Annotated in this window: 17 protein-coding genes; 1 reads left to right on the forward strand and 16 read right to left on the reverse strand. The window is 40.1% G+C overall.

The genetic code is table 11. From position 1 onward, the window contains the following. Positions 1-45: 45 nt before the first annotated feature. Positions 46-1,407, forward strand: a complete 1,362-nt coding sequence (locus BM130_RS04170; RefSeq protein ID WP_010526692.1) for an MATE family efflux transporter — start codon at positions 46-48, stop codon at positions 1,405-1,407. Between the two features lie 172 nt (positions 1,408-1,579). Here the strand turns inward: BM130_RS04170 and BM130_RS04175 are convergent, their stop codons facing one another. The 16 genes from BM130_RS04175 to BM130_RS04245 form a co-directional block, all read right to left on the reverse strand. Then, a complete protein-coding gene (locus tag BM130_RS04175) occupies positions 1,580-2,209 on the reverse strand; it encodes an NAD(P)H-dependent oxidoreductase (protein WP_010526691.1) in 630 nt (209 codons plus the stop codon). A gap of 228 nt (positions 2,210-2,437) precedes the next feature. Then, complete coding sequence (locus tag BM130_RS04180; protein ID WP_010526690.1) at positions 2,438-2,728, reverse strand: GNAT family N-acetyltransferase; 291 nt, start codon at positions 2,726-2,728, stop codon at positions 2,438-2,440. Between the two features lie 22 nt (positions 2,729-2,750). Next, positions 2,751-4,145, reverse strand: coding sequence for an aminopeptidase P family protein (locus BM130_RS04185; protein ID WP_010526689.1), 1,395 nt, complete (start codon positions 4,143-4,145; stop codon positions 2,751-2,753). Positions 4,146-4,464: 319 nt separating this feature from the next. Continuing rightward, complete coding sequence (locus BM130_RS04190; RefSeq protein WP_010526688.1) at positions 4,465-6,363, reverse strand: PAS domain-containing sensor histidine kinase; 1,899 nt, start codon at positions 6,361-6,363, stop codon at positions 4,465-4,467. Between the two features lie 128 nt (positions 6,364-6,491). Continuing rightward, positions 6,492-8,084: a 4-alpha-glucanotransferase gene (gene malQ / locus BM130_RS04195; RefSeq protein ID WP_010526687.1), complete on the reverse strand. Its 1,593-nt coding sequence runs from the start codon at positions 8,082-8,084 to the stop codon at positions 6,492-6,494. Positions 8,085-8,107: 23 nt separating this feature from the next. Continuing rightward, a complete protein-coding gene (gene glgX / locus BM130_RS04200) occupies positions 8,108-10,249 on the reverse strand; it encodes a glycogen debranching protein GlgX (protein ID WP_010526686.1) in 2,142 nt (713 codons plus the stop codon). A gap of 84 nt (positions 10,250-10,333) precedes the next feature. Next, entirely contained in the window at positions 10,334-11,314 is a 981-nt protein-coding gene (locus BM130_RS04205; RefSeq protein WP_010526685.1) for a PorP/SprF family type IX secretion system membrane protein, read from the reverse strand. 280 nt (positions 11,315-11,594) lie between these two features. Next, on the reverse strand, positions 11,595-12,536 hold the full coding sequence (locus BM130_RS04210) for a T9SS type B sorting domain-containing protein (protein ID WP_010526684.1): 942 nt from the start codon (positions 12,534-12,536) through the stop codon (positions 11,595-11,597). Between the two features lie 68 nt (positions 12,537-12,604). Further along, positions 12,605-13,642: a PorP/SprF family type IX secretion system membrane protein gene (locus tag BM130_RS04215; protein ID WP_010526683.1), complete on the reverse strand. Its 1,038-nt coding sequence runs from the start codon at positions 13,640-13,642 to the stop codon at positions 12,605-12,607. A gap of 89 nt (positions 13,643-13,731) precedes the next feature. Further along, positions 13,732-17,901 carry a T9SS type B sorting domain-containing protein gene (locus tag BM130_RS04220; protein WP_010526682.1) on the reverse strand — a complete coding sequence of 1,390 codons (4,170 nt, stop codon included), beginning with the start codon at positions 17,899-17,901 and terminating at the stop codon, positions 13,732-13,734. Positions 17,902-18,212: 311 nt separating this feature from the next. Then, the gene (locus BM130_RS15165; RefSeq protein ID WP_010526681.1) at positions 18,213-18,422 is read right to left on the reverse strand and encodes a hypothetical protein; all 210 of its coding nucleotides are present in this window, start codon (positions 18,420-18,422) and stop codon (positions 18,213-18,215) included. Positions 18,423-19,188: 766 nt separating this feature from the next. Then, positions 19,189-20,112, reverse strand: coding sequence for a mechanosensitive ion channel family protein (locus tag BM130_RS04225; RefSeq protein ID WP_010526680.1), 924 nt, complete (start codon positions 20,110-20,112; stop codon positions 19,189-19,191). A 106-nt stretch (positions 20,113-20,218) separates the two neighbouring features. Further along, a complete protein-coding gene (locus BM130_RS04230; protein ID WP_010526679.1) occupies positions 20,219-21,712 on the reverse strand; it encodes a potassium/proton antiporter in 1,494 nt (497 codons plus the stop codon). A 242-nt stretch (positions 21,713-21,954) separates the two neighbouring features. Then, a complete protein-coding gene (locus BM130_RS04235) occupies positions 21,955-24,162 on the reverse strand; it encodes an OmpA family protein (RefSeq protein WP_010526678.1) in 2,208 nt (735 codons plus the stop codon). Positions 24,163-24,363: 201 nt separating this feature from the next. Further along, complete coding sequence (locus tag BM130_RS04240; protein WP_074964276.1) at positions 24,364-25,308, reverse strand: PorP/SprF family type IX secretion system membrane protein; 945 nt, start codon at positions 25,306-25,308, stop codon at positions 24,364-24,366. Between the two features lie 25 nt (positions 25,309-25,333). Then, entirely contained in the window at positions 25,334-26,344 is a 1,011-nt protein-coding gene (locus BM130_RS04245) for a T9SS type B sorting domain-containing protein (RefSeq protein WP_010526676.1), read from the reverse strand. Positions 26,345-26,421 lie beyond the last annotated feature (77 nt).

Consider the following 26,421-nt stretch of genomic DNA (forward strand, 5'->3'; position numbering starts at 1 on the left):
TGCATCTTTGCATATTGATTTCGAAGTTAGGAAAAACGACATTAAATGCAGGATAAAAAACTTCATGAGCTGGCCCATCATCCTGTGGGAGCTTTGATGTGGCGTTATTTCTGGCCTACCTTTATTGGTGTAATGGCCAATTCACTTTACAACATTATTGATAGAATTTTTATTGGTCAATTTGTTGGTCCGGAGGCGTTGAGCGGTGTGACTGCTGTGTTTCCCGTGATGGTCATTATGATGGCTTTTGGCATGTTGGTAGGAAGCGGAGGAAGTGTGCGACTCTCATTAAACTTAGGTCGTAAAGATTTTGAAAAAGCTCGTCAGGTAGTAGGGAATGCCGTGGCATTGGTGGTCTTAATCTCGGGCTCGGTAACATTTTTGGGATTTGCCATTAAAGGTCCGATGTTACGACTTTTTGGTGCTACAGATGTTACTATGCAATATGCCAATGAGTATCTGAATTATATTTTATGGGGCGTTGTATTGCATGAATTCGGTTTTTCACTCAATGCATTGATACGGGCAGAAGGAAATGCTCACCTTGCTATGATTAGTATGCTGATAAGTGCCGGTATCAATATTCCATTGGATGCATTGTTTATAATTCATTTTAAGTTAGGTGTCGGAGGGGCTGCATTAGCCACCATAATTTCGATGGCTTGTTTGTCGGCATGGGTACTCATCCATTTTAGGAGCAATCGTTGCGTTGTGAAACTGGAATGGAAGTATTTGGGATTAAATAAAAAGATAGTATTGGCTATTACTTCTGTTGGATTGGCCCCTTTTGCCATGCAAATTGCCAACAGTGTGGTTCAGGCATTGTTTAATATAAATCTGATAAGGTACGGTAGTGACCTGGCTGTGGGAGCCATGGGAATAGTTATGAGTGTTGCGGTAATCATTATTATGAGTATTGTTGCTCTTAATATGGCATCACAACCCATTATTGGTTATAACTATGGGGCAAGAAATTATAATCGAGTCAGACAAACGTTAATAAAAAGTATTTCCATTGCGACGGCCATTTCTCTGTGTGCCTGGGTATTAATACAGGTTTTCCCTAAGCCAATAATCAATATTTTTGTTTCAGATAGTGCCGAAATCATGAACTACGGTAAAGATGGATTGCGTATTTATCTGCTGGCACTACCGGTGGTGGGATTTCAGGTGGTAGCTGGAAATTATTTTCAAGCTATTGGGAAAGCCGGTAAATCTATCTTTTTATCCTTATTACGCCAGGTGATAGTTCTAATACCATTGTTGATTATTTTGCCTAAAGTGTTAGGTCTTACGGGTGTCTGGATATCGGCACCTATTTCTGACGCTGTTTCATCAATTATTACGGCTTTGTTCCTTATAAAGGAATGGAAAAGGCTGACACAGGCATCAAACGCCCTGGCATAAGGTTGTTTTACTTCTGAATATGCTTTTAAAACCTGGGGGGCCTTCTTTTGAGAGATGTTGGTTGCGGTGAAACCGGAAACTTTTAAGGGTTTATACCCATATACCTCTGTATATTAAAATTATAAAAAAGAGCATGACCCAATAGAATTGTCATGCTCTTTTCTTTTGAAAATCAATAATTGATTACAAATTCGTCAAGGGATTTTCTGACTTTTTTATAGTGTTGGTATTCATCTTTAGCAGAGCGATATCCGGCAGCGACCATTGCTAAAGTAGAAAATCCTTTTTCTTTTAATCCAAGTATTTCATCAAATTGGTCATTATTAAAACCTTCCATCGGACAAGCGTCGATGTCCTGGAGCGCAGCTGCCGAGAGTAACATCCCCAGTGAGATATATGCTTGTCGGGCAGCCCACTGAAAACGCTGTTCCGGTTGTAGGTTTTTAATGGTTCCTTTCATTGTTTGGTCAAAATCTGCCAATGATTCTTTAGGAATTCCACGGGTGTTGGCAATTCTTTCAATATATTGCTCAACATCCCGGTCGGTAAGGTCAGTTCTTGCCGAGAAAATAAAAAGATGAGAAGCTTCAGTCACCTGTGGCTGATTAAATGCCGCCGGGCTAAGTTTTTCTTTGACTTTGTCATCAGTAACCATTGCTATGGCAAAAGGTTGAAGACCATAAGATGTGGGTGCCAAATTTGCAGCCTGCAAAAGGTTATCCACCTGTGTGGAATTAAGTTTCCGGCTTTTGTCAAAACGCTTGGTGGCGTATCGCCATTGTAGTTTGTTTAAATATTCCATATTTGATTTGTTTAATTTCTTGAAATTTAATCATGCCTTTGTAACTGAATCATTCTTTGATTCACAAAAGGTTGTTTAATGTCTGTAATGGCAATCTGTTATTGCCATGCTCGTTTTATCCGAGGAGAATGAGTCTGCATGTTCCCGATATTAAATTGTATCGGAGCCCTATGTAAACAGATAAAAGTTTAATTTGTTTAGCAGGCTATGTAGCGTTTTCCGGCACTTTTATTCCTGTTCAAATAAAAGAGTCTTCCATTCGGGATTTTTTTGGATGAATGCTATTACGAAGGAACACTCAGGAATAATTCGGATTTGATGTTTTTGACAATATTCCAGAACTTTTTCAACAAGGTATGTGCCAATACCTTGCCCTTTTAACGGGTCCGGAACCAACGTATGGGTGAGTTGCCAAACCGAGGGCTGATAAACTTCGTAGTAAAGGGTTGCCATATGACCTTTTACCGGAAGTTCAAATCGCCTTGCATTTTTGTTAAGAATTAAGTCTTTGTCTTCCATAGAAGGTAAATATGTATACCTGTTAAACGCCGCTGCCGGCTATTTGTTCTACCTCTTCTACAGTTATGGGAATGCGTTGCCCTAAAATTCGTGCACCACTCTCGGTTACCAATATGTCGTCTTCGAGACGAATGCCACCAAACCCTTTCATGGCTTCTACTTTATCGTAGTTGATGAATTGGGTGAATTTTTTATCGGCCTTCCATTTGTCGATAAGTGCGGGAATAAAATAGATACCGGGCTCATTGGTAATGGTAAAGCCGGGTTTCAGACGGCGACCCATCCGTAATGCCGAAAGCCCAAACTGTGTTGAACGTTTGATTTCTTCGTCATACCCTACCAGGGTGTCGTTGTAATCTTCCATATCATGCACGTCGAGACCAATCATATGACCTATCCCATGAGGCATAAATAAGGCGTGGGCACCTGCAGCTACCGCTTCTTCAATATCGCCTTTCATCAGTCCCATATCTTTTAACCCCGCGGCTATAACTTTACAGGCCAGAAGATGTATATCCCGGTAGGGAACCTCGGGCCGGGTGGCTTCGCGAACTTTGTCGTTGGCATCCAGAACAATTTGATATACTTGTCTTTGTAAATCGGTAAATTTGCCCGAAACCGGTGTGGTACGTGTATGGTCGGTGGCATAATGTTTTGGCGATTCACTTCCGGCATCAACAAGAAGAAGGTCACCTTCTTTCAGTATATTTCCATGGTAGTGATTGTGTAGGGTTTCGCCACGTACCGAGCAAATGACCGGAAAGGAAATGATTCCTCCTCCCGACATGGAGATGCCTTCCAATACTCCGGCAATTTTTTGCTCTTGAATACCCGGGCTTGCCATTTTCATGGCTGTGGTATGCATCTCCCGGGCCACTGACATGTGGCGTTCCATTTCTTCAATTTCGCAGGGTTCTTTGATGCTGCGAAGTTCAATGCATGCTTTGGTTAATTCCAGTGAGGCATGATTTTTAACCTCATTGTGGTGAATGTTGAGCAAGTCGGCCAGTTTCATGATGTTCCGGAAACGGTAGGGAGGAGTGAAATGTATTTTTCGTTTTTGTTTTAGAGCATCCTTGATGAAAGAAAACAATTCTTTTGCAGGTCTTGTATCAGATATACCTACTTTGGACGCTTGCTCCCGCAATGAAGGTTGAGGCCCCATCCAGATAATGTCATCGATAGAAAAATCGTCACCGAAAAGGATTTCACGGTTATTATCGAGGTCAATGACTCCTGCTAAGCCTTGCAAGTCTATGCCAAAAAAGTATAGAAAGGTACTGTCTTGTCTGAAATGATAAGTGTTATCCGTATAGTTCATTGGGGCATCTTCATTGCCAAGTACAAGAATAAGCCCCGATTTAACCAATTTCTTAAGTTTGTTACGACGGTTGATGTAAATATCTTTTGAGAACATAATACAAATAATTTAAACAGGTGTTTTTGATACTCTCAGTAAGTAACCTTTAAAGATAGTAAATATCCTTTATTCATCAGTATAAAATTTATCTAATTCGTTGGTCTGATGAAACGACCATGGCGGCTTTTGCCACAAAAGGACATGTATAAACGACAAAGGAAGAAGTGCACAGGCAGAAGGCAGAAGTAGTGATTAGTCATTAGTCAACAGTCATTAGTGGTTTGTGCTAAATAACTAATGACTAACCACTAACCACTAACAACTACTTTTAAGAAGCAATATGTCAATGGATTAAGTAAAATTTATGCTGATGAAATTAAGCCAAAGTGAATTCGGCAGGCAGAGAGAAGAAGAAATTAGTACCTTTCCCGGGTTGGGATTCTAACCATATTTCGCCGTTTAGTTTATTTAAAAGGCCAAGGCAAATTGAGAGGCCGAGACCTACACCATCATGATTCCTGGTTTTGGGGTCATCGGACCGGTAAAACCTTTCGAATACTTTCTTTTGTTGTGATTTAGAAATGCCGATGCCGGTGTCTTTCACGAAAAAGAGAATATTTCGGTCTTTTTTGAAATAGCCGATTTCAATTTCGCCTTTTTCAGTGTATTTTATAGCATTACTGATGAGATTGGTTAATATTTGGTCAAGTTTAGTATAATCGGTGAAAATAGTGAGATTATTCGTGTCGGCCTTAGAAAAAATCAATTTCAGACCTTTTTCCTGAGCTTGAATAGAAAATATGGAAAGTAATTCATTAAATAGGCTGTTTAATTGGAACCGGGTTGGGGTTATAACAATATCGCCGGTTTCAATTTTAGAAAGTTCAAGGACGTTATTTAGAATATTGAGCAGCTTTTGACCGTTCGATTGTATGATGTCAAGATAATCATTCTTTTCTTTTTGAGGGATATCATTCAGTTTTACCAGTTCCGAGAACCCTAATATAGCATTGAGAGGGGTGCGTATTTCATGGGACACATTTTGCAGGAACGCGGTCTTTAATTGGTCGTTATCTTTCAGTTTCTTTTCAAAATTTTTTCGTTCGGTGATGTCAGTAATAAATCCTTCAATAACATCAACCTTGTTACCTTCAAAAAATACAGCTTCACCTTTTTCCCATACCCACTTTTCCGTTCCATCCTTAGTACGGATTCGGTATTCGATTTGATAGGGTTTCTTCTTTTGGATTGCGTTTTGTACTGTTTCCCATATTTGGGATAAATCCTCAGGGTGGATAAGGCTGGAAAAAGATATTTGGTCCTCTTGTATAAATTCTTCGGGTTTGAAGCCGGTGAGCTCTTCACATCCTTTGCTGACATATTCCATGTTCCAGGTAGGGAAATTTTTACACCGAAAAGCCATTCCCGGTAAGTTGTTCATTAAGGTAGAAAGATAATTTCTGCTTTTTTCCAGCTCTCGTTGTTGTTGCCGTTCTTCTGTTTGGTCACGGAAAACCAGGACTGCTCCTGTGATATTTCCTTCATCAGAAAAAATGGGTGCCCCACTGTCGGCGATGGGTATTTTGCGGCCATCTTTCGATATTAAAAGTGTGTGGTTGGCCAGGCCAACGATTTTACCTTCGGCAAAGACTTTATCAACCGGATTTATTACCTTTTTTCGGGTATGTTCATTAATTATTCTGAAGACCTTTTCCAGGGGAAGGCCTTTGGCTTCTTTCTCAATCCACCCGGTAAGGTTTTCAGCCACTTTATTGATGTTTTGGATATTTCCGTTTAAATCGCAAGTGATAACTCCATCGCCAATGCTATATAATGTTGTTCTGAAGAGTTTTTCACTATTCTTTAGGGCATTTTCTATTTTTTTTCGTTTTGAAATATTTTTTGAAAATGAAAAAGCTAAGGATTTACCTTGAAATGTAATGTAAGTAATGGTTACTTCGACCGGAATGACAGACCCATCTTTACACTTGTGGAAGCTTTCAATGGTTCCTCCCCCTCTTTCCTTAATATTTTGCCGATGTTGTCGCCATTTTTCAATATCGCCATCGGAGAAAGCGGTGTCCAGTTCAAAAATAGTCATATTGAGCAGTTCCTCCCTAGTGTATCCCAAATCGGTACAAACTTTACGGTTTACGTTAAGAATCTGCCCGGTTTCTTCCGATATTTGGAAAATGCCTATTCCGGCATGGTCGATACAAAAACGGTCGAGGGTGGCCTGGTCAAAAAAATTATTTTTTGTGGGATTATTTTCCATCGCAGGTGTTTAGGTTTGATGAGTCTTTTGGTAATCAATTGTTTATGTGTGCTTAAGGGTGTTTAAGTCTTTCTAAAAAATGTAAATAAGATTTTAATGGAAGTATAAAAAGCAAAGATTAGGGAGGGTCAGTTTCTCGATCGCCCATAAGCGTTAAATGCCTTTTTAATTTCAACTGCTAATATATTTAAATTTTTTAAAGATTTTAATCTCCAAGTCCAGTTGTTTTTTTTTGTACCAGGATTATTTATTCTTGATTTAATTCCTTTTCCCAAAATATCTTGAACCGGAACGATGGACAATTGCGATGGGGATGCCCATGCCATTCGGACGAATAACTGATGGATATTTTTGTTATTTACCGGACATCCAATATAACGTTGAATACGTTTTTTCGTGGATTTATTGATTTCATATTTATACCATCCTTTTATGGTATTGTTGTCGTGCGTACCTGTATATACAACATTTTTAGGTTTGTGATTGTGAGGGATATGTGGCGAATCAGGCATATCTTTCCCGAAGGCAAATTGTAATACTTCCATTCCGGGGAGGTTGAATTTATCTCTAAGTTGATACACATTATCGTCAATATCTCCTAAGTCTTCGGCAATAAATGGCATGTCAGGAAATTTTTTTTGCAGGAGAGAAAGGAATGTTTCCCCGGGACCTTTTACCCATTGTCCTTTTTCTGCTGTTGAGGCTTTGGCCGGTACTTCCCATGCCGAAGCAAAGCCCCGAAAATGGTCGAGCCGCACCTTATCAAACCATTCCAGGTTTTTTTGGATGCGATTAACCCACCAGTTAAAATTTTCTTTTTCATGATTTAGCCATTGATATGTGGGCATATTCCATAATTGCCCGGATTTGCTGAAGTAATCGGGTGGAACTCCGGCAATAACCTGCATGCTTTTATCGGAGTCTAGCTTGAACAAATGAGGATGAGCCCAAACATCGGCACTATTGTATGAGCAATAAATGGGGATATCACCAATAATTTCAATATTTAATTGATGAGCGTAGTTTTTTAATTCTTGCCACTGGGTCGCAAAAAGATACTGTCTAAACTTTTCCAACATGAGGGCGTCATGGTTTTCAGAAGCGAAAGTTGCCAAGGTTGCGGAATGTCGGTTTTTAAACTCTTCGGGCCAATGAAACCAGGGGCTATTGTTAAAGCGTTGTTTTAGCAGTACAAAAAGAGCATAATCGTTGAGCCAATAATTTTCTTTGAGACAAAATTTTTCAAATTCGGTATGTTCTATTGAATTTTGTGTGTTTAGAAAAGTTTGGTACGCTTTGAAAGTGAGTTTAATACGACAATTGAGGGCTTTTGAAAAATGAGCACGGTTGGATGGTTTCGATTTAAACGATTTCAGTTCCTGAGCATCAATCCGGTATTTTTCTGCAAGTTTTTCAGGACTGATAAATAGAATATTGCCGGCAAAAACCGATTCAGAGCTGTAAGGCGACCATTTGGTTAAGGCCGAAGTGGGTGTAAAAGGTAACACCTGCCAAACTGAATGTCCGGAGTTATAGAGAAAGTCGATAAATTCAATAGCTTCCTGTCCAAAATCACCGGAAAAATATTTACCGGGGAGGGATGTGATATGCAATAAAATTCCGGCTTTTCTTGGTAAAGACAATTTTGAGTAAACTAAGGTTTCCTTTGTTTCGTCCGGGACAGCGTTGAACGAACTTTTGGTATTAACATTTTTTTTCACGATATAAACTCAAACTGATAGAATTAAATTGATGAAGAAATTTCACGGAATAGGATAAAAGAACGTTCTTGTATTTCAATTTTCTGTCCGGATTTCATGGGTGCCTCCAGGCCTTCTTCATTAAAAGATTGTTGAGAGGTATCAAGAATTTTTATCCATTGTTTTCCCCATTTTTCATTGGGGAGAATAAATGAAACAGGTTCGGCACGGGAATGAATGATTATGAAAAAACTGTCATCAACCAGTGGTACACCTTTATCAGAAACAGCTCTTACGCCTAGTCCTGAAAGGAAAACGCCCAGAGTTTTGGCGAAGGCTTCGTTCCAATGTTGCTCACTCATTTCAATGCCGTCAGGTGTAAACCATTCAATATCGGTAACATCTTTCCCTCTTATTGGTTGGTATTTAAACCATTTTCGGCGGCAAAAGACGGGATGGTTCTTCCGGAAATGAATAAGTTTTGAAGTGAAATCAATTAATGGTAGGTCTGCGTTATCCCAGTTAATCCATGAAATTTCATTATCCTGGCAATAGGCATTATTGTTGCCTTGCTGGGTTTTCCCCAATTCATCACCGGCTACAAGCATGGGAACGCCCTGAGACAAAAATAGTGTGGAAATAAAATTCATAATTTGTTGCCTGCGTAACTTTTGAATAGCGGGATCATCAGTGGGTCCTTCGGCACCATGATTCCATGAAAGGTTATGGCTTTCACCATCTTTATTTTCTTCACCGTTTTTCTCGTTATGTTTTTCATTGTAAGCTACCAGGTCGGCTAAGGTAAAGCCATCATGAGCCGTAATGAAGTTAATACTGGCTGTAGGGGTTCGCCAGTTATCGAAATACAGGTCAGAGCTTCCGGTAAGTCGGTTGGCCAATTCGGGTAATACCTCGTTATCGCCTCGCCAGAAACGACGGATGCAATCGCGATATTTGGCATTCCATTCCATCCATCCCGCAGGGAAATTGCCAACCTGATATCCGTTTTCGCCCAAATCCCATGGCTCAGCAATTAGTTTCACTTGTGACAGTACCGGGTCTTGATGCAATACATCGAAAAAGGAACCCCATTTATCAACATCATTAAATTCACGGGCCAGAACAGGCGCAAGGTCAAAGCGAAAGCCGTCTACATGCATCTCAGTTACCCAGTATCGAAGGCTGTCCATAATTAGTCTCAACACTGTGGGATGTACTGTGTTAAGGGTATTTCCGGTTCCTGTATAATCCACATAAAATCTCGGGTCGTCGCCGGATAGTCGGTAATATGATTTGTTATCAATACCTCTGAAACTTAAAGTTGGTCCCTGATTGTTGCCTTCAGCAGTATGGTTATAAACAACATCTAAAATTACTTCTATCCCGGCATTGTGGAGGTCTTTAACCATTTGTTTAAATTCATTGACCTGACCTCCTTCAGCACCCGAAGATGAAAACCTGACATCGGGTGCGAAAAAGCCTATGGTATTGTAGCCCCAGTAATTGGTTAACCCTAACTTAAACAGATGATATTCCGTAACCGATTGATGTATTGGCATCAATTCAACGGCGTTGACACCTATTTTTTTGAGATATTCTATACTTTCCGAATGAGCCATACCGGCAAAGGTCCCTCTAATGTTTTCAGGGATGTGAGATGCTAACTTTGTGAACCCTTTGACATGGGTTTCATAAATTATTGTCTCATGAAGCGGAATGTTTAGTCGTTGGTCGTTTTCCCAGTCAAAATAATCATCCACCACCAAACATTTGGGAACAAACGGGGCGCTGTTACTTTCGTTATAGGCTGCTTCATCGTCATCCATTCCCGGTAAATATCCGAAAAGCGCATCATCCCACTGAACCATTCCATCAAGTGCTTTGGCGTAAGGATCGATGAGTAGTTTATTAGGGTTAAAACGAATGCCTTTTTGAGGTTCATAAGGGCCATGGACGCGATAGCCATATTTTTGGCCGGGTTTTATACCAGGCAGGTAAACATGCCATTGGTTATGGGTGCGTTCATTAACTTTAATTCGGGTTTCCTTATTCTGGTCATCAAATAGGCAGAGGTCTATCCCGTAGGCATTGTCGGAAAACAGGGCGAAGTTAACTCCCTTACCATCGTAAACGGCTCCCAGCGGGTACGGTCTTCCGGGCCATACTTCTTGTTTTTTATCGAGCATAGAAAAATGTAAAAGTTATAATTCTCTATATTACAGTAAAAAAAGGTGATTAGCAACAAATGGATAGATTATTGTTAGGTTGGCTTAAAAGTATCGGATGGAGTTAAGTTCTTCTTTTTCTACTTTTTTCCTTTTGAAAAGTCGGTCGCGGTTGTATTTAATCCAACCGGTAAAATTGAATAAGATGGATAATTCGTGAGAGCCATTTTTTACGATGGGTTGGCTTCGGTCGAGAGAGGTTTCGTAAGAATAGAAAAAGCCGATTTCATCTGTGATATTTAAGCCAAAGAGAGCTGCAACAGCAATATTCGGACGATAGATAAGACCATATTTTAACCCTTGGGAATGTTGCACTAAAAATCCCAAATCTGTGGTAGCGATGTCATTTTGGACGAAACGATGCAGGGCTGAAATTGTAATTTTTGTTTTTTTTGCCACGTTAAAATGTAGCCCGCCAAGTAGGTCGGTTTCGTGAGCCGATTCAAATCCCCGGGCGGCTTCTGACGCCCAGGATATATTGCTTAAAGGACGGTGAGGCAATGAAACACCTAAGAATACAGTGGGTGTGTAAAACCAGATACCTGTTCCCCACGAAGGTCTGAATTCATTTTGAATAGCACCGGAAAATTCCGGATCATTGTAATCAATAATTTGAAGTTGGTTAAGGTTTAAGTTAAAGTGATCGGCCCCTGCCCGGATGCCAAGAGAGAGAAATGCTCTTCGGGAAACTCTTACCAAATATGCATAATCAATAAACAGCCGGTTGTACATTAGAGGTCCGGTTTGTTCAGACCAGCCACCAAAACCTAAAGAGGCCATCGATTCATTGATTGGGAAATCCATGGCGGCCGAGTAAAAAGAAGGTGCATCTTCTATGCCTAACCATTGCTGACGGGTATAAAGGTCGATGGCCACAGAATTGCGGGTACCGGCCAATGCGGGGTTGAGAATCAAAGGATGAATTACGGCATAGTTCATAAGGGTGCTCTGCTGTCCTAAAGAATTTAGGAAAATTCCCTGACAGAGTGTTAATATCAACAACGCAATGCACCCGCATCCTTTCATGTTTGATCCTCTTGGTTTTTATTTCTGACAGAAATCTGTGCGATTATAAAAAATGGGCATGTTTCTGGCAAATCTCAATGATTTATTTTCAGAAGAAACAAGCATGACAATGAGTGATAGCTTTAAAAGAAAATGTCTAAATTTCTGTCATGCGTGTCTCATCTAATCAGTAACTTATGCAACATTCAGGCGGATAAAAATTCATTCGGGCTTTATCCGGCTTACGTGAGAAAAATTTTACCAATATAAAACATAATGCCCTTGATAATTTTAATTTTATTCAGTAGCTAATATAAATACTTCCTTTAAATTGTTGATGATTATTCCCAATTTTTATGATATAGTAATAAATTCCGGGAGGAACTTTTTTCCCTTTTACAGGTCCCTGATTTCCAAATCCATCCCATTTGTTGTTATAGTTCTTACTTTCAAACACCAAAATTCCGTTACGATTAAAAACCGAAATAGACCTGTTCTCGTAATAATCGAAAGCAGGTATACGAAAATAGTCATTAAAGCCATCCCCGTTAGGCGAAAAAGCCTCCGGAATAATTAACCCTGAGGATTCACTGCTAAGTTTAAGATACATAAGAGCCTGGTCACAATCGCCTTCTTTATCGCACACCTGATAAATTAAGGAATCTGTTTCCAGGAAATAACTGGTGATTTCTACTTTAATTTTTAAATCCTCGGTGACGGTGGCAAAACCATAATTGAGGTCCTGGATTATTTTTAATTGAAGTGGTTTGTCAAAAAGGTATTTGTCATTTGTTAAAACGTCAAAAACCAAATTGGAATCGCTGTAGAATGTCACCTCATCATTAATCGCTTCAGGTATAAAATCGTAATCTTCTACGTTAATGTAGACAATAGCTTCATCACATTCGTTATAGGTATTGCATATGCGATATTTTAGTTGATCTTTACCAATAAATCCTTCGTTAGGGGTGTATTGAATGTCATTATCTTCTAAAACTACAGCAGTCCCATGTTGAGGGGGTGTGATAATTTCCAGCGATGAAATTCCTTCACTTAAACCATAATCGTTGTTAATTACAGAGATGGTCCAGGTGGTATTTTCTATCATGTTGATATAATCGTGATTGGCCGTAACAGATTGTTGGTGCGAATTGAAATTTCGTGGAAAATGATTTCCTGCTTTTAAAGGAAAAGCCAGGAAAAAAAAAGAACCAATTATTGATAGCCATTTGCAAACGTCCATTTTATCATTTTATGATTGAACCTGTTAAAATTAAATTAAGGATTTTGAAAAACCACTTAAAAAGGTAATTATTTGGTGGGATCTTTAATTCCTCTGAGGCCTCGGTTAGGATCTCTTTTGGCTGCTTTTATAATAACATCTTTTTGAGTACATGGCAATGCTTTCTTTTTCTTATCGGTACATATACGATAACCGGCTACCAGTATTAATGCGCTTCCAAATCTTTTCTGGGCTTCCGTGAGTCCTAACTGATGCTCTATTCCCAAGGAAAAGTGTTTGTAGTCAAGGCCAAAGGTAGTTGCCAATCCTAAATCTTTTCCCAGTTGTTCATCCATGGTTCTTCGGTAGGCTAAGATTCCCCAAAAAGCAAGGTTTGGATCCAGTGTGGGCATATAAAGTTTTAGGTTGGCATCGAACCTGGTGTCCTTCATGCTGTTTTGTCGATAATAAATAAGTGGGTCAATATAAATATCTCTATCCGGGACTTTCCAGGAAGTTCCTGCATGAAGGTGAAGGTCCGGACCTGTTTTGGGCTCCCAATCCGATTGATACATAGGATTATTTTGATCTAAAATATTGGATAAAGCCACTCCTATATGATAATTGTTAACTTCTAGCATCAAGCCCGTGTTGGTGTTAAATCCGGTACCACTTTCACGTGAACCTGAAATTATGGGATCTAAAGCAGCGTCGTCAGAAAAACCGCTGTAATCAACTGAACTTTGTTCTAAAAATGCGGAAAGACCAAAATGTAATGTGCCAAATCCGCGTCTGTTCTTCCATAGCTTAACTTCAACCGACAGAGATTGTTGGGCGCCCATTCTTTTAAAATTGCCGTTACGATCATTAAATATGTAGGTTCCCGATCCAACGTTTAATCCTAAAGGGGTTTGAAAAGCAAACAATTGCGTGGTTGGGGCCAGATCAATCCCAAACCACTGTTTTTGATAGAATCCGTTAAAAGTAATACAGTCATTGTTATTTCCGGCATCTGCCGGATTAATTAAAAACAAATCGTATACATATTGATTGGTTATGAAGTATTTTTGAGCTGATGAAACAGCAGCTATTAATAGAATTCCAATAACGAGAACCAATTTTTTCATTATCATTAGAGGGGTTTTGGGGTTTATGGATTTTGCTTTTGTGGAATTATTGGCAACCTCAAAAGCAATTATCCGGGGAATTTCTATTATTATCGCTTAACGGTTACATGTCCTTTTATGATTTTATTTATGGGCTTAAGAATAATAACATACCAATAATCGTCTGAAGGTACAGGTTTGTTAAGGTATTCGCCATCCCATTCAATCGACTCGGAAACTTTATATTGTCTCAATAATTTTCCATATCTGTCAAAAATAGAGATCGTTGATTCAGGCAGGCGCTCTATCCCTTCAATTTTCCATGTGTCGTTATATCCATCATTGTTTGGGGTAAAAAAGTCCGGAATTTCGATGTCAAAATCCAAATTAACGTTGAAAATTGTAGATGTACGACAGCCATTGGCGTCTTCTACCAGTATCTCATGGTCGCCATTAGGAATATTTGTAAACGTATTGTCGTCTTGAAAATCATAGGTGTTGTCCAGTGCATAGCCATAAGGTTGAGTACCATTTTCAACATATACAGTAACTTGTCCATAGTAGGTGGTGTCCAGTCGAACGATTTCCGGAGAAGGGAAAACATCTACATGTATGGTATCCCTTACGTAGTGACAGCCATCAAATACTTCTACCCAATAGTATCCGGTTTGATTTATAGTATCGGTTTGGGTAGTAGTACCATTACTCCATAGGTAACTTTGAATCGGCGTGATCTGTTGTTCTCCTGCATACTCTGTAATAATTTCAGAGCCGGCATCTAATACCAGTACGTTGGGTTCACAAACAGAGGTGTCGTTTCCTAGCGAATATGGGGGTTCTGCCAAAAGGGCAACCACCTTCGTGTCCCATCCCCGGCAGCCATTAATATCAGTAACAGTTACTTTATTAAGAGTATCCATTAAATTGGCGGTTATAATCCTGTCTGTACTGCCATTGTGCCATTGGTAGCTCTGAAAACCTTCTGGTGCTTCGATTGATATTGGATATTCTACCGGACAGATAAAAATATCAGGACCAAGTTCAATTTTTGGAACAGGAAACCATACAAGGTTCATGGTATCTGTAGCAACACATCCATGTTCATCAATTACTTTAACATGATGTTGTCCCCGTTCTACTATAATGCTGGTCACATTTGTTTCACCGTTAGACCAGTATATTTGGGGATAATTAGGAACCGTGAGTGTTGCAACTTCTCCGGCACATCCTTGAATGTCGGGTCCCAGATCAATAGAAGGCAAGGGATTAACTGTGATATTCACCTGTTGTAAAGAAGAACAGCCATAATCATTCCATACGCGAAGGCTGTAATTCCCGCTGTTTAGGGTTTCAATGAAGTTGGGTTGACCATCGGCAGTGTTTCCATTCCATTCATATCGGGTAAATGAAGAATTGGTCGCTATCATAATCGTATCGCCAAAACATTTTTCCCTATCGATCCCCAAATTAAATATAGGCGAGGGCAAATGACTAACTGTCATAGTATCGGAGTTAGTGCAACCGTTTAGGTCGGTGATATGCAACGCATAATCTCCGGCTTCTGTGACTGTCCAGTTATTGTTTGGTGAGCCGGTAGAGGTGGTCGAGATTTGTTCCCACTGGTAAGAAGATACACTTGGTGTCAGAGACGTTGGAATTTCAAGAGTATAAGGCTCATTGTCACAAACTTCAACGTTGTCAATAGCTATTGGGGTAAGGTTATGATAACTAATTTCAACTTTATCTAAAAATTGGCAGAGTCGGTCTCTGACTTCGAGGAAATATATTCCCGGTTCGGGATTACTGTTGGGGTCTTTGTCGCCCAGGTCAGGTCCTGTATGATAAAGGATCAAATCCCCATTGTCATTCATAGTGTACCATTTGTGATCTCTTGGTGTTTTATCGGCCGATATGGGTTGGGGCGATGACCATCCCGGTGGAGTGGTCATGTCAACGGAAACATCAATGTTGGGACAAAATACCATTGTGTCGGGCAGGTCGAAATAAGGATTATTCCAAACATTGACATCAGTTGTTTCTATTGCTCTACAGCCGTTGGCCTGTGTGGCTGTTAATTGATATTCACCTGCCGAACCAATTAAAATATAATTTTCGGTACTAAGAATATTGGTCGGGTCGCTTGTTTCAATCCATTCAAATGCAACGAAACTATGACCATTGGCTTCTATCTTCATTAAATTGCCATCGCATATATCTACTTCACTGGAGATGCCAATAACCGGTACCTCCTGAACATCCAGATAGAATGAACCTGAAATATTGCAACCGTTATTGTCGATGGCTGTAACGGTATAAGTGCCTTCATCGGCCGGTATGGCATTGGTAATTACATGTTGATTGGTTGTGGTGCTTAAATTTATAGGCCCGGAACCGTTGTCAAAAGACCAATGGTATGAATTGGGCATCACATTGGTGGCATTGGCCACAATGGTTATATCGTCATTTTCACAAACGCTGGTGTCGTTCCCAAAGGTAAAAACTTGTTCATTGTAAATTCCAAAATAGGCCGTGTCAGAGGCACTACAACCATGGCTGTCGGTTACTTTTACCCATACAGTATCTGATTGTGCCAAGGTGATGGATGAACTGGTAGACCCATTGTGCCAGAGATAGGATGTATACCCGCTTAAGAAGAACGTTCCGGTATTACCCGGGCATTCCCAAAGATCTGACAGGTTTATGGTTGGGACAGGGTGTACCGTGAGGTCAATGGATTGAGTTTGACTACACATATGTTCGTCCCATACCGTTAGTTCATATGTGCCGGAATTTTGTGCGATAACATAACTTAATGTATCTTCCGGATTAGCAACACCATTTATTGTCCATTGATAATGAAGCATGTCGGTAACGGTTGTACGAAGTGTATCTCCTTCGCAAACTTCATTATCTGAAATATTCCAATTTATTTCAGGTGGTGTAAATCCCGTTACGGTAACTGTATCGGAAGAAGAACATCCCAGGTCATCTGTTATGGTAAGTGTTATATCAATAACTTCTGCGGGATCGGGTGTTACGGAGTAGGTGTCACTGGTAATGCCGCCCGGTTCCCAATAATAAAGATCATCGGGATTTGTTGAGGAAACAGTATAAGTTACGGTTTCTCCGGGACAAACTACGGTGTCGTTACCTAAGGAAAAGGTGGGGATGCGAAATTCTACATTAATAGAATCGGTTAAATAACATTCACCGGCCATTACTTCAGCTCTTACCCAATATAACCCGGATTGGGTGATATCTATTGACGGATCGGTAGAGATATAATTGTAAGGGTCGTCTTCATAAAACCAGTAGTAAGAGCGCATAGGGTCTTGAGTACTAAGAGTAATGGTTTCTCCTTCACAAGCCATGGTTAATCCGTTTATTCGTAACGAACTGTAATCAGAAAAATAACCAAAGCTCATGCTAATACTGTTTTCATCAAGTATGCTCATGTGAAAGAGACCGGTGTTTTCTATCGTGTAAGGATTTCCGGTGGCGATTCCTTCCCCATTTTTCCAGCCCATTTGTACAACTGCCGAATACCAGGGCTCTTCACCATTTTGCCCGGTCCCTGGAACTTGTATCCATTGTATATTATCCAAGTATTTTGAAGGATTAAGATCGTTGGAGTCATTTGGTCCTCTAATGGTAAAGTTATTTCGGTGACTTTCCTTAACCATTAATTGAACATAAAACCTGTCGCCTAATACTCGGGTAAAAGAAACACTCGTTGAACCGGTACATTTAACATGCGGCAAAATGGCACTACCCAGTTCGGTTCCACGAGTTGCTTTGCCGTTGTTAATGGGCGGAATTCCCGTTACCTGGTATGCATAGATAGGTTTATCCGATGTTATGTATAAAGCATTTCCGCCGATGTTAAGTTCATGGAGTTCGCCTCGTTGTAATGTAGCTTTATATGAACCGTTCACCGCCAGGTATGTATCATCTTCTACTGCCATTACGAAAACTTTCTGGTCGGTAGTAATGTCTTGGCCATAAAGGGTGTGCATGGCAATATATTCGGTGCCAAGCAAGTCGACCGGAATAAGCTGATCACCTATTAAATCCCAGTGGCCGGGGTCGGTAGGTCGTTCAATAGAGTCATCGGATATGGTGACTGCGATGGGGTAATTGGATGTAATTTCGGTTCCGCCTAAATGTCGGGCGGCCTGTTCGCCGGCATCCGTTCCCACAAAAGAGTAGGTTTGTCCTCTATTTAGCGTGATAATAACGGTATCGCCGGCGCTATGGCCTATGACGTCATCGGCAAGCACAACCTGAACTTTTGTTCCGTCACGAGTGGCAACTATGTCGATACACGTTCTCTGGCAGGTGTTGAGAAGTTATGGTTGTCAAAGGCATTCTGGGATGGGACCAGAAATTCGGTTCCCAGAGCATTATTGCCTTTGAGTGTAAATTTATCAGGATTGTTAGAGGGTGCTACATCGTAATAAACGGTTATGTCAACATCAGAGGTAATAAGTATTCCCTTGTTTAAGACCTGGTCGGCCGGACGGTTTTCTATTAGGTCAAGGTCGCTAAGACCTTCATAATTATATTGGGTATTGGCAGGGATCGAGATAGTTTAAGAAAAGCCGGCGGCAGGCATCGATATGGTTACATTGGCCGGTTGGTCAAGGGCTGTGATGCGAAACGAAACAGGATTGTCGCCATGATTATGGGTTACTTCGGGTGCTACAAACCAGAAAATTGTATCTATCTGAGATGTAGCTTTTTGTGGTAATAAAAACGAAAGCCCAAAGCTTATGAGTAAAAAAGTATAAAATTTCATCATAGTGGGTCGGTTAAAATTAGACTTTTGATTGACTTTGTCAATTCTCGCTTCGTTGGCTATACTGTTTCAAGCATTTCAATATTCCATAAAAGGGCTGGTCTTAATTATTTCATAAATTATTATATGAAGGCTGTGGGTTTTGTGTTTTATAATTTGTCTGAAACACGCATGTCATATATGTGTTAAATTAATTCATTATGTTTGTTTCATTTTTCGGTTCATGAAAAATATTAATAACAAAATGATTTTTTATATGTGAATTTTGTTAATTAAATCGATTGATTGTTTTTTGTGATTTTTCGTTTCTTCTTTTTGTGTATTGTGTTTTTAAGACGCTCTTTAAGATTAATAAAACCTTGTATTTGTGTGTTTTTGGGGGTGTTTGTAAAACTATCCCCAAAAACAAACTGTTACCAAAACTATATTTAAGAGAACAATTTCCATATAATTCTATTTAACGCAAGACATATCCTGATTATTATATACGACGCTTGTTTAAAAAGGTTTTAGGTGTTAGATTGAAAAAACTCCATGTGTAAAATTGCTTGGTAGTAAAAAAAGTGCTTTTCGATTATAGGAATTAGGTCTTTAGTCAGAGTTATTAAGGTGTTGGTCAAAGTTTGCGGGGATTGTGGTCAGATGTAACGAGCATAACCAAGAAGGTTGGTAACAACTAGAAAAAGTATAAAATATAGGTCATGCAAGTTTCATCCGACCAATGAGCTAAATAAATAGTATCAAATGGCATGCAGGCTGGAGGGAGGATTTAATTCTGTTTTTCCGCATTGATTTTTAGGTGAAGAGGATTAATTTCCTCGCCCCAATAGATAGTAGTATGGGGGAAAGGTATCTCAATATTGTGTTTGTCGAAAGCAATTTTTAATCTTCTGCGATATTCTCTGCCGACATTCCACTGTTTTATTGGCTTTGTCTTTAATCTTGCTTTGATAATAAGAGCACTGTCGGCAAATTCATCGAGGCCTAAAATTTCAATGGGTTCAATAATTTCAGGCCCATGTTTGGGATCCTTTTGCAATTCTTCTCCAACCTGTTTCATGATTTCCATTACCTGGTCTACATCTTCTTTATAGGCTACTCCAATGTTGAAAACCATTGCTGACCACTCCTTGGTCATGTTGGATAGGGTATTAATTTTCCCGTTCTGGAAAATATGTACTACTCCGTCAAGGTCTCGTAAAGTAATGGTACGCAATTCAATTTTTTCTACCAATCCTCCAGTACCGTTAATAATGACTACGTCTCCAGTCCTTACCTGGTTTTCGAGTAGCATAAAAAAACCAGAGATGTAGTCTCTTACAAGTTCCTGGGCACCAAACCCTACAGCCAGTCCCACAATGCCTGCACTGGCAAGTATAGGCCCTACATCAATCCCGAATTTACTGAGGATCATCATGATAAATACAGAATATAAGACCACGCGCACCAGTCCCTGAACAATCCCCGTAAGGGTATTAATTCTTTTTTCAGCTTCCCGGGTATCTATCGAAGTATCATGTTCTGCCCGTTTGATTAATAAATTTTTAAGCCGAGAAACAGAGAATCTGACAACTCGAAGAATAATAAACAGAATTAAAAGCAAGATAAGGATTCCCGGAAGTTCGGTTATGACCCAGTCGAAAATTGCGGAAAGGAGTTTATCCCAGAATTCAGTAGTTAGTATATTTTGCATTGGTCTTTTGTTTTGTTTAACTAATAAGTGGGTTAGATATGATAGTGTAAAAGATTTTCATTTCGGATTGATAATACCGCACAGCCAAAAAAATCAGATAATGCAATCAGATATTCTTTTCTGTATGTGTTTTATGGTTGGTTCCCAAACAATTTGTTACTTCTTTAATGCTTTGGGGACTGTCTGATAAAATCACCAGGTTATCACCTGCTTCCAGTACAGTATTCCCGTTAGGTGTGATATATTTGTTGCCTCTTTTTATGATGGCGATAATGGCTGATTTTGGAAAATTCAACTCAACAATTTTTTTCCCGACAGCGATGCCCCCTTCCGGAACCTTAATTTCTCTAATCATATTTTTTGCTTCTTCGGAAGTGAGTATTTCCAGGTTGCTTTTTTGCGGTTTTATTTTTTCAGGTAGAACTACCTTTAACCATCGGGCTAGAACTGTTAATGTGGTTCCCTGAATCAACACAGAAGTGAGCGATACGAAAAAAACAATATTAAAAATCATCCCCGCTTTGTCGATTCCGGCTAATAGCGGATAGGTGGCGAAAACGATAGGTACTGCACCGCGAAGTCCTACCCAGCTTACATAAAGACGACGCCTGAAAGTCATCCGAAATGGTATTAAACTAAGCAAAACGCTAACAGGTCGGGCTACCAATATTAAAAATAAAGATATAAGGATTCCGGGCACTAAAACCGGGATAATCTCAGACGGGAAAACCAGCAGCCCTAACGTTAAAAATAAGACTATTTGCACCAGCCAGGCCAGACCGTCATAAACCTGAAGTATACTGTTTTTATGGATAAATTGTTTATTGCCCAAATAAACGGCACAAATATATACTGCCAGGAAACCGTTACCGCCTACCGCATCCGTAAAAGAATAAGTAATAAACATAAGGGCAATGACCAATACCGGATAAAGTCCCTCAAAATCAAGGTCTATTTTGTTAATGATATATTTGCTAACTCTGCCGGAAAGGTATCCAAATAGTCCGCCTATGGTCATTTGCAATAGAAAAATTTGGATTACCGACCATACGCTATCTTGGGGATTTATAACAAGGTTAAGAAAAGAGATAGTTAAAACATAAGCCATAGGGTCGTTGCTACCGCTTTCCAACTCAAGCGTCGGGCGCAGATTATCCTTAAGTGCCAGTTTTTTGGAACGTAATATTGAGAATACGGCGGCGGCATCGGTCGAAGAAACAATGGCACCCAAAAGCAAGCCTTCGTAGATATTGAAATCCGTTATTGCCCAAACGAATAATCCAAGACTAATAGCGGTCAGAAAGACTCCCAGCGTAGATAACGATATCCCTTGCCAAAGAATGGGTTTGACCGACTGCCAGTTGGTGTCCAATCCTCCCGAAAATAGGATAAAGTTTAGTGATACAACACCTATAAAACGAGCCAGGGCCGGGTCATCGAATTGAATTCCTCCAATACCATCAGAGCCGGCCAGCATCCCTATGACCAAAAAGAGTATCAAAGTGGGAATCCCGAAACGAAACGATGTTTTACCTACAATTATGCTTATCAGCAATAATATTGAGCCAACTAATAATATGTTTTCAATTGAAAGAATCATCGTCGGTATTGACTGTTATTATTTACCATTTATGAAACTAAACCGGCGTATTTAAAGTTCTCTTTATATTTTTTTTATGTTATGTCCGATTCGCTTCTAAGATACTAAAATTAATTTTTCTGACGAATGCATTTGTCTAAAGAACCTAATTTTCTGTTGAATTTGGGTTCTTTAAAATAGGAAGGGCCGCTATCGCTGATATCTGCAGTCAAACTGATGAATATAAATTAAATATTTATCAACTATTGCCGCAATAATATTTCGGTTCGTTCATTTTGCAGGTGTTCCTCTTCTGTACAAGGGATATTGTCTTTACAACGGTTTTTCAATAATGTTTCTCCATACCTAACAGGGATGATGCGTGAAGAGTCAATATTCATATTAATCAAGTATGATGAAACTGCCATTGCCCTTTGTTTTGAGATTTTTAGATTTAAATCGGCAGCACCTCTTGAGCTGGTATGAACTCTCACTTCCATCTTATATGAAGGATTATCGGTCAACAATTGGGCAAAACCATCCAGTAGTGGCAGAGTAGCATCGGCAGTATTTAAGGTATTGCCCATAAAGGAAATATTTATTTCAAATGTTTTATTGAGGGTAGCCCTACTGATAGCAGGCAGGTTTATATTGCCCAGGTCGACATATCCCGTATCGATGCCCAATGTAGAATAGGATATGACAAGGGGGAAATATCCCTTTTTGTAAAACATAAATGTGTAATCGGTAAATGGATGTAGTTTTAATTTAAACAAACCATCATTGGTGGTTTTGAGGGTGTCGGTAATAATATTGTTGGAATAGATGAAAAGGCTTGTATTGGGTACCGGAAATTGACTCGAATGACTGATAACCCTGCCGGTAACACCATAAGCCGGTTTGGGTTTTAATCTTACAAAAATTGTATCGCCCGGGTTGCTGAGAGAGAAAGTTTGTTCATAGGGAAAGAAATACTCTTCTGCAGCAAAAATTGTTATTTCTGAAGGAACAGTATCCGGCAGAAAGAAAGTTCCATTTTTGTCGACTGTTGCTTCGTGGATGAAATTACCATCTTTGTCCAAAATACCAAGTATGGCATTGGGAACAGTTTCCTGAGTTAGTTGATCCAACACAATGCCGTGGTAAGATTTCTTTGAAGGTTCAAAAATGATGCGTTTAATGGTTTTGAATTGATAAATATCATCGCTTCCGGTACCGCCGGGACGGTTGGATGCAAAGTAACCGTCGTTGCCTCCAGGATTCAGAAAAATGGAAAAGTCATCTTTCGATGAATTGACAGGCGGGCCCATATTTTTAACGACATATTTCCCTTCAATATTTTTGGCTACAAATAAATCAAGTCCACCTAAACCCGGATGCCCGTCGGATGTAAAATAGAATAAGTTTGTTTCGTCATCCACAAAGGGAAACATTTCGTTTCCTTCGGTATTGATTTCGGGACCCAGATTTACCGGTTGCCCCCATTCATGTGACTGACGGTCTGCATAATAGATATCTGATTTTCCAAAGCCTCCGGGCATGTCCGACACAAAGTAAAGACGATTTCCATCTTTGGTCAGAAAAGCATGTGCACAAGAATAGGATGGCGCGTTAAAGGGCAGCAGTTGGGGTGTATGCCAGCTCCCATCAGGTTTTCTTATCGAGTGGAATATTCCTAACGGGAATAATTCTTGCCTTTTGCTTTTTGGGAAAAGCGATTTCGGCATATTTCGGGTAATAAAAACTTCTGTTCCATAGCGATTGAAAGCGACAGGACCATCGTTATACCTGGTTTTAAATTCTGTAACATAAACTTTTACATTGGCTCGCGGATTCTCAAAATTTTCGGCTCTGAATACCTTTAGAAAATTTTCTTCGCTTTTGTTTTTCAGAAAGGGAACAGTAGGGCGTGCAGAAGAGAAATACATTATGCCGTTTTGAATCAGAGGTGAGAAGTCGGAAAAACGGCTGTTAAAGTTGACTTCAGTGACAATGTATCGATTTTCATTAAGCAGCTGCCGAAGGGGTATTTCCATTTTTTTCCAGCGTAGTGTTCTCGGGTCTTCCGGATTGTCGGCCTGAAATTTTTCGAGGGCCTGTTCCGCTTCCGGGTACTTATTGTTATACAACAATGTGAGGGCAAAAAGGTATAAATCGTTTCCGGTAAGTTGATGCAATCCAATTTCTTTTAAAACAGCTTCGGCCTTAAGTGATTGTTTGGTTTTAAGATAAGCTTTTGCCAGCCTTATTTTGGATGAATCGGGAAGGTCAAATCGCTGGTCAAGTTTTTCATATAACAATATGGCTTCGGAATAACGCTTAAGCTCAAACGTTTGTTTTGCTTCTTTTAGGCGTTTGACGTAGAAGGAGGGCACTTCCTTTTCTCTGCCTTTATCCTGACCAATAGTTGGGGTAATTATCAGTGCCCGGAAAAGGATGAAAAAAAGAAATATTTTGAGTACCATATTCATTAAGGTTTGATTTTATCAAATTCATTAGTCTGGTGGAGCTTTTAAGGCTTTTGGGCAAACCGGTTTTATGGCGGTAAATATTCAGCGCACCTTTAATACATAAGTATAGTCCCGTTGTTTTTGGAAAAAGGTGTTAATCCTTTGATTATTTAACCTTTCAGGTACAAAGTAGTCATTTTTTTAAAGTTCACCAATTAAGGGTCAAAAATTGCGGGGCGAGACCACCTTCTCTTTGGGTGTTTTGACCAAATTGAAATGAATCACTAATTCATGGCTTCCATTGGAAAAGGAATTCAGTTCTTTTTGCGAAATATCGTACGCATATCCAACCATTAATTGTTTGTTAAGTTGTAGCCCTGCCATTGCGGCAAAACTGTCATCGGTACGATAGGAAAGGCCGACAGTATAGGTATTCTGAAAAACAAACCGTGCCGTGAAATCGGCCGAGAAGGGTGCCCCTTCGGTGATACGAGTGATGAGCGAGGGTTTAATAATAAGTTGGGGTGCTATATCAATGTTGTAACCGGCCATGAAAAAAAAGTGTCTTTGAAGGGTAAATGCCGATTCCCGGTCTTGTTCTTCATCCAATGCGGTTTGAAAAAGTCGGGGGAACGAAGCTCCCGCAAAAAATTTTGGTGAATAGAGGTAAAGTCCCACTCCTGCGTTGGGAATAAATTTCTGGTCAATATCCTGAGCGAAGGCCGGGTCCGGATTTTCAGTGTTTAACGAGCTTAAACCTATATGGTAATTGTATAATCCTCCGTTGAGACCCATCAAAAGTATGGTTTTGGGCATAATATTGACATGGTAGGCGTAATCGACGTTCAGAAACAAATTGTTGACAGGGCCATAGTCGTCCGATACGATAGAAAATCCCAATCCCATCTTGTATTTGCGTATCGGTGTGTGTAGCGAAAAATTATGGGTTTGGGGAGCTCCGTCCAATCCGGTCCATTGCATCCGGGAAAGAAGTACCATGTTCAAAGCATCGCCGGTTCCGGCATAGGCAGGATTCACGGTTAAGATGTTGTGCATGTACTGCGTGTATTGGGGCTCTTGCTGAGAAAAAGCTTTTGGGGAAATCAAAAGCCCCGACAGCAGAGATATTAACAGCAATATTGAACAGATATGTATTGAGTGCTTCATTTTTTTGTTTGTTTGGCGAATGTTATTACCAGGCCATATAGATATTCCCGCTGATTTTTTTATTGATGTCGCCGATGGTAATGATATAATAATAAGTACCGGCAGGCAACTTTTTCCCGATGGTTATTCCGGTGTTGGATAAACCGTCCCATTGACCGGAAAAATTTTCTTCCCGGAAAACCGTGCTTCCCCATCGATTAAAAATCATAATGCTGACCTGATTATACAATTGTACCCATCTGATGTTAAGAACTTCATTTATACCATCATCGTTTGGCGAGAAACCCTCAGGGACCGTAAAGCAAGGGTCGGTGTCGAGGTAATCCGGTATCTGGTCGCTGTCGCAATCGCCCGTCCCTTCTTCGGCATCGCCCATGCCGTCATTGTCGCTATCAGGGTCCAGATAGTTTGGAATACCGTCGTTGTCAGTGTCTATGTAACCTTCCTCTTCGGTGGGGATACCATCGTTGTCGTGATCGGCCACTTCAACAACTAAAATAGATACCGATGCTGTGGCACATAGCGGTGGGTCTCCATTGTCACACGCTTCGTAAACAAAGCTGTCGGTACCTGCGAAGCCCTGATGAGGTGTATAGGTAAAGGTGCCGTCTGGATTGATAACAAGCGTTCCGTGTTCGGGGGGCGAAACAGGGGTAGTGTTGATCATTAGTTCGTCGCCATTGGGGTCTTCATCATTGTCGAGGAGGGAACTTCCGTTAAGTACCCGGTCCTGGTCTGTGTTATATTCATCATCCGATAGAATGGGGCCTTCGTTGGCCTGCGCTATTTCGACACCTGTCATTTCTGTGGTGTTGCTTCGGACCGGATATGCTTTGACTGAATGTGCCGGAATTATTTCATGTGTCCGGTTTATCAATACGGAACCTCCGGCCAAACGGGATATTACCATTTCATCTCCTTCGCTTAACAAACCACCCGTTAACGACAGTGTGACATTATTTCCTTTCGAACCAATGGTTATGAAAAACAATAGCAGAGGAAAAAGATATTTTCCTGTACTTGATTTAATAGGCATATCGATACGATTTTAGTATGTGGATTTTATGGGTTAATCTGATTACCGGAGAGGTATAAAGGTTGCAATAACGTATT

It is taken from the genome of Thermophagus xiamenensis, from assembly GCF_900112795.1.
Lineage (GTDB): Bacteria > Bacteroidota > Bacteroidia > Bacteroidales > Marinilabiliaceae > Thermophagus > Thermophagus xiamenensis.

Bases quoted from the DNA above. Each gene is read 5' to 3' on its own strand.
- BM130_RS04170 (WP_010526692.1), top strand. From the start codon at position 46: ATGCAGGATAAAAAACTTCATGAGCTGGCCCATCATCCTGTGGGAGCT.
- BM130_RS04175 (WP_010526691.1), bottom strand. From the start codon at position 2,209: ATGGAATATTTAAACAAACTACAATGGCGATACGCCACCAAGCGTTTT.
- BM130_RS04180 (WP_010526690.1), bottom strand. From the start codon at position 2,728: ATGGAAGACAAAGACTTAATTCTTAACAAAAATGCAAGGCGATTTGAA.
- BM130_RS04185 (WP_010526689.1), bottom strand. From the start codon at position 4,145: ATGTTCTCAAAAGATATTTACATCAACCGTCGTAACAAACTTAAGAAA.
- BM130_RS04190 (WP_010526688.1), bottom strand. From the start codon at position 6,363: ATGGAAAATAATCCCACAAAAAATAATTTTTTTGACCAGGCCACCCTC.
- glgX (WP_010526686.1), bottom strand. From the start codon at position 10,249: ATGCTCGATAAAAAACAAGAAGTATGGCCCGGAAGACCGTACCCGCTG.
- BM130_RS04205 (WP_010526685.1), bottom strand. From the start codon at position 11,314: ATGAAAGGATGCGGGTGCATTGCGTTGTTGATATTAACACTCTGTCAG.
- BM130_RS04210 (WP_010526684.1), bottom strand. From the start codon at position 12,536: ATGGACGTTTGCAAATGGCTATCAATAATTGGTTCTTTTTTTTTCCTG.
- BM130_RS04215 (WP_010526683.1), bottom strand. From the start codon at position 13,642: ATGAAAAAATTGGTTCTCGTTATTGGAATTCTATTAATAGCTGCTGTT.
- BM130_RS15165 (WP_010526681.1), bottom strand. From the start codon at position 18,422: ATGATGAAATTTTATACTTTTTTACTCATAAGCTTTGGGCTTTCGTTT.
- BM130_RS04225 (WP_010526680.1), bottom strand. From the start codon at position 20,112: ATGCAAAATATACTAACTACTGAATTCTGGGATAAACTCCTTTCCGCA.
- BM130_RS04230 (WP_010526679.1), bottom strand. From the start codon at position 21,712: ATGATTCTTTCAATTGAAAACATATTATTAGTTGGCTCAATATTATTG.
- BM130_RS04235 (WP_010526678.1), bottom strand. From the start codon at position 24,162: ATGAATATGGTACTCAAAATATTTCTTTTTTTCATCCTTTTCCGGGCA.
- BM130_RS04240 (WP_074964276.1), bottom strand. From the start codon at position 25,308: ATGAAGCACTCAATACATATCTGTTCAATATTGCTGTTAATATCTCTG.
- BM130_RS04245 (WP_010526676.1), bottom strand. From the start codon at position 26,344: ATGCCTATTAAATCAAGTACAGGAAAATATCTTTTTCCTCTGCTATTG.